At 72.8% G+C, this 4,324-nt stretch carries 4 protein-coding genes; 3 read left to right on the plus strand and 1 reads right to left on the minus strand.

Annotation, left to right across the window (positions count from 1 at the left end):
* Positions 1 to 245 precede the first annotated feature (245 nt).
* The 3 genes from ACFV57_RS42530 to ACFV57_RS42540 all read left to right on the plus strand — a co-directional run bounded on the left by ACFV57_RS42530 (position 246) and on the right by ACFV57_RS42540 (position 3,524).
* On the plus strand, positions 246 to 1,475 hold the full coding sequence (locus ACFV57_RS42530; protein WP_385244631.1) for a PP2C family protein-serine/threonine phosphatase: 1,230 nt from the start codon (positions 246 to 248) through the stop codon (positions 1,473 to 1,475).
* A gap of 131 nt (positions 1,476 to 1,606) precedes the next feature.
* Complete coding sequence (locus ACFV57_RS42535) at positions 1,607 to 2,944, plus strand: tetratricopeptide repeat protein (protein ID WP_385244634.1); 1,338 nt, start codon at positions 1,607 to 1,609, stop codon at positions 2,942 to 2,944.
* 49 nt (positions 2,945 to 2,993) lie between these two features.
* Positions 2,994 to 3,524, plus strand: coding sequence for an NUDIX domain-containing protein (locus ACFV57_RS42540; protein ID WP_385244637.1), 531 nt, complete (start codon positions 2,994 to 2,996; stop codon positions 3,522 to 3,524).
* A 42-nt stretch (positions 3,525 to 3,566) separates the two neighbouring features.
* Here ACFV57_RS42540 and ACFV57_RS42545 read toward each other — a convergent pair whose 3' ends face one another.
* A complete protein-coding gene (locus tag ACFV57_RS42545) occupies positions 3,567 to 3,824 on the minus strand; it encodes a hypothetical protein (RefSeq protein ID WP_385244639.1) in 258 nt (85 codons plus the stop codon).
* Between the last annotated feature and the right edge of the window lie 500 nt (positions 3,825 to 4,324).

Raw genomic sequence — 4,324 nt, forward strand, 5'->3', positions numbered from 1 at the left:
GACCCCCGCCTGGCACCACGCACACCCCCACCGGGCCCCGCCGACTAATTTCGGTTCTACGCCGGGCCCCGGCGCGTTTTCCCGGCCTTCACCCGTTTGAGTGAGAACAGAGCACAAAGTGTCCGCCTGACCACACGCGGTCGCAAGAATCGTGCCCGGAACGATGCGGCTCGCTCAGACAGAGGCCATGCCGCGGGGAAAGGGCCGGGCCGACCGCCTCGATGGTTGCTGGGGGGAGCATCGGCATGATCCGAACCTGGGCGCGGCGGGCTGTCGCGCGGCCGCGTGCCGCGCGGGCCCGGCGGGCCTTCGTACTCGTGCTGCCCGGACTGTGGGTGCTCGGCGTGCTGGTCTGGGAGCTGTGCGCCCCCGCCGAAGGCCAGTTCCTCCAGCTCCTCGCCGCCGCCCCCGCCATAGCCTGCGCCGGCACGGGCCGGCGTCAGTGCGTCGTGCTCGGCGGCCTGTGTGCCCTGCTCGCGCTGCTGCCCGTGGGGGCGGCGGACCACGGCGCCCACACTCTCGCCCGTATCGGCACGTGCTGCGCCGTGCTGGTCGTCGTCGCCGCCAGCTATCTGACCGCCGGCCGGCGCCTGCGCCTGCTGCGGGAGCTGGAGCGTACGAAGGAAGTCGCCACGGCGGCGCAGCGGGTGCTGCTGCGTCCGCTGCCCTCGCGCGTGGACGGCATCGTCGTCGCCGCCGACCACCTCACGGCCGACGAGGCCGCGACGGTCGGCGGCGATCTGTACGACGTCGTGGCGACGTGCCACGGCGTGCGGGCCGTCATCGGTGACGTGCGCGGCCACGGCATCGGCGCCCTGGGCACGGTAGCCGCGGTGCTCGGCAGCTTCCGCGAGGCGGCCCACGACGAGGCCGAGCTGGGCGGCGTGCTCCGGCGCCTGGAGCGCGCGTTGCAGCGGCATCTGAGGGAGCGGGCGCGCGCCGAACACCCGTCGGCGGGCGGCGGGGAGCCGGAGAACCCGGTGTGCGAGGAGTTCGTGACCGTGCTGCTGGTGGAGATCGCCCGCGACGGTTGCGTACGGACCCTCAACTGCGGCCATCCCTGGCCGTACCGGCTCAGCCGCCGCGGCGCGCTGCCGGACGCGCCCGACGAGCCGATGCCGCCGCTCGGCCTCTTCCCGCTGCCCGCCGAACTGCCCGCGGTGGACTGCCCGCCGCTGCCGCCCGGCCAGGCGATCTTCCTGCACACGGACGGGGCGACGGACGCGCGCGACGCGGCCGGGACGTTCTTCCCGCTGCCGCGCGCCCTGGACGACAGCGTCCGGTCGGTCAGGGACTGCCGCCCCGCCGGGGTCGTCGAGGGCGTACGGGCCGCGCTGCTGCGGCATGTCGACGGGCGGCTGTCCGACGACGTGGCGCTGCTGGTGCTGTGCAACGACCGGCTGCGGGTGCCCGCCCAGGCGGACGCCGCGGCGGCCCGGACGCGCGGGCGTGTCCGGGCCGGGCAGGCGGAGTGAAGGACGGCGCGGCCGGTTCACACCCCGTGTGAAGGCCGCTTCATTACGCTGATCTCAAGGGGTTGTCGAGTCGACAAGTCTACGAGCGGTCGCCCGCGTCCGGCGGCGGGGCGGCCCGTCAGGAGGGCACCATGGAGCCCAACAGCCTGCTCGACGCGATTCTCGACGAGGCAGGCATATCGCACGCCGGGCTGGCGCTGCACGTCAACCAGCTCGGCCGGCAGCGCGGACTGGCGCTGCGCTACGAACACACGGCCGTCGCCCGGTGGCTGAAGGGGCAGCGGCCGCGGGGCCAGGTACCCGACCTGATCTGCGAGGTCCTCAGCGAACGGCTGCACCGCGCCGTGGGGCTCGACGACATCGGACTGAGCCGGCCGGGAGTGCGCCGCGTCCCGGACACCCCGCTCTCCGGATTCGTGGAGCGGGCCACCGCGCTGTGGCGGTCCGACGAACAGCAGCGGCCGCACGTGCTGTCCGCCCCCGCCCTCACCGGCACCTCGGCGGTCATCCCCGTATGGGAGTGGGAGAACCCGCCCGAGGACTCCGACGTGTCCCGGGACGGCCTGACCAGGGTGTCCATGGCGGACATCGAAATGCTCCGCGCGGCGCGTACGCACTACGAGCAGATGTACCGGAAGGCGGGTGGTATCGCGACGAGAACGCGGGTCGTCGGATTCCTCAACACCGAGGCGGCGCCGCTGCTGCGGGGCAGCTACACCGATGCGACGGGACGACAGCTCCACCGGGCCACCGGCGGACTGGTCGCCGTCGCGGGAATCTGTGCGTACGACTCGGACGCCCTCGGGCTCGCCCAGCGCTACTTCCATCAGGCGCTGCGGCTGGCCAAGGCAAGCGGGGACCGGGGGCTCGGCGCGTACATCATCGCGCTGCTGGTCAACCAGTCCCTGTTCGTACGGGAGTACCGTCAGGCGGTCGCCTTCGCGGAGGCCGCCCTGCGCACGGCGGGGCCGCAGATCACCCCGGCGCTCGCGGCGGATCTCTACGCGATGCAGGCCAAGGCGTACGCGCGCCTGGGGGACGGCGCGAGCGCGCTCTCCTGCATCCGGCGTGCGGAGGCGGCGGCCGAGCGTATACGCCCTGGTCAGGAACCCGACGAAACGGATTACGTCCAGCCGGGCCTGGTGAACGTACAAGTGGCGGAGGCGCTGCTGAGCCTGGGGGACCTGCGTGCTGCCCGGACCCACGCGGACGCCGCCGTCGACACCCCCGCGCACGACCGGGGCCGGGTCCACCGGCTGGCCATGCTCACCCATATCGAGCTGCGCCAAGGGGACGCGGACCAGGCTGTGGCCAACGCCGCGCAGATGACCGAACAGGCGCGGGGAATGGAGTCGCAGCGGTTACGGGACCGGCTGCGGGCGGTGCGCGAGCACTTGGCCGAGACCGGAGGTTCCGCCACCGACGAAGCTGCCGATCTGATCGACGAGGCGCTGCGCGTTCCACTGTGAAGCCGGCCCGTGTCACCTTGCCAGCCCAACGGCGGAAGGTGGCACATACGTGCGATGGAAGAATCTCAGTGAGCAGACCGTGTACGAGAACCGCTGGTTCCGGGTCAACCTCGCCGATGTCGAACTCCCCGACGGCCGCCACCTGGATCACTTCCTGATCCGGTTGCGGCCCGTCGCCGTGGCCACAGTGGTCAACGAGGCCAACGAGGTGCTGCTGCTGTGGCGGCACCGCTTCATCACCGACACCTGGGGATGGGAGCTGGCCGCGGGCGTGGTCGAGGACGGCGAGGACATCGCCGCCGCGGCCGCCCGGGAGATGGAGGAGGAGACCGGGTGGCGCCCCGGCCCCCTCGAACACCTCCTCTCCGTGGAGCCGTCCAACGGCCTCACCGACGCCCGGCACCACATCTTCTGGTCCGACCGGGGCGCTTTCGTGGGCCATCCCGAGGACGACTTCGAGTCCGACAAACGGGAGTGGGTCCCCCTGAAACTGGTGCCTGACATGATCGCCAGAGGGGAGGTGCCGGCCGCCAACATGGCGGCCGCACTGTTGCTGCTGCACCACATCCGGCTGGGGTGACCCGGGCCGCGGCGCGTGCGGCGCGCCGCGGGCCCGCCGGCCTCAGCGTCCCGTCGCCTGCCATACGGCGATCGCCAGCGCCGCGAGCCCCGTGAGTGCGGCGACGGACGGCAGCGGCCAGCGGCTGTGCTCCAACCGCGTGACGCGGGCCTGCAAGTCGCCCGCGTCACGCTCGTTCTGTTCGGAGCGCTGCGCCAGCAGCGCCAGTTGCCCGTCGACACGGGCGGTGCGCACATCCAGGCAGCGTCTCAACTCCGCCATGTCGGTGGCGACCAGGTCGGGTTCGGGGTGGGCGGTCACGGTCCGCTCCTCTTTCCTCTCTCGGGCGGGACTTCGTTGTCCATACGCGCCCCAGTCAACTGCCTCGGCACGTACGGGGGGAGCGTGTGCGGAACGAATATGCGGGTCTGCCGCGCACACCCCGTGTGAAGTGACACGCCGTGACGGCCCCCGAGGGAGCGCGGACTTCACACGGGGTGTGAAGCGCGCACCACAACCGGCCCCGTTCACACGGTCCCGACCATGGACGCGAAGACAGACGCTGTTCTGCAACGGGGGCCGCTGCCGGTGGACGGGCGCCCATCGGCCGGTTGTCCGCCCGCCGTCTTTCCCCCGAGCGGCGGGCGGACCACAACGGGGGACGTCACTCAGGGGGCGGGGACGGCGGGCGGCACATCCGGTCGCGGGCCACACACCGGCGACGCGGAAAGGGCGGACTCGGGGCACCGGGTCCGCCCTTGCTCCCGCCGGGCACCGCAGCCCACGGCACAACGGCGTGCGGGCCGCCTCCCCGAACCGGG

Source organism: Streptomyces sp. NPDC059788 (assembly GCF_042732265.1).
In the GTDB taxonomy this organism is placed as follows: domain Bacteria; phylum Actinomycetota; class Actinomycetes; order Streptomycetales; family Streptomycetaceae; genus Streptomyces.

Coding starts and splice junctions, on each gene's coding strand:
- ACFV57_RS42535 (WP_385244634.1), top strand. CDS start 1,607: ATGGAGCCCAACAGCCTGCTCGACGCGATTCTCGACGAGGCAGGCATA.
- ACFV57_RS42530 (WP_385244631.1), top strand. CDS start 246: ATGATCCGAACCTGGGCGCGGCGGGCTGTCGCGCGGCCGCGTGCCGCG.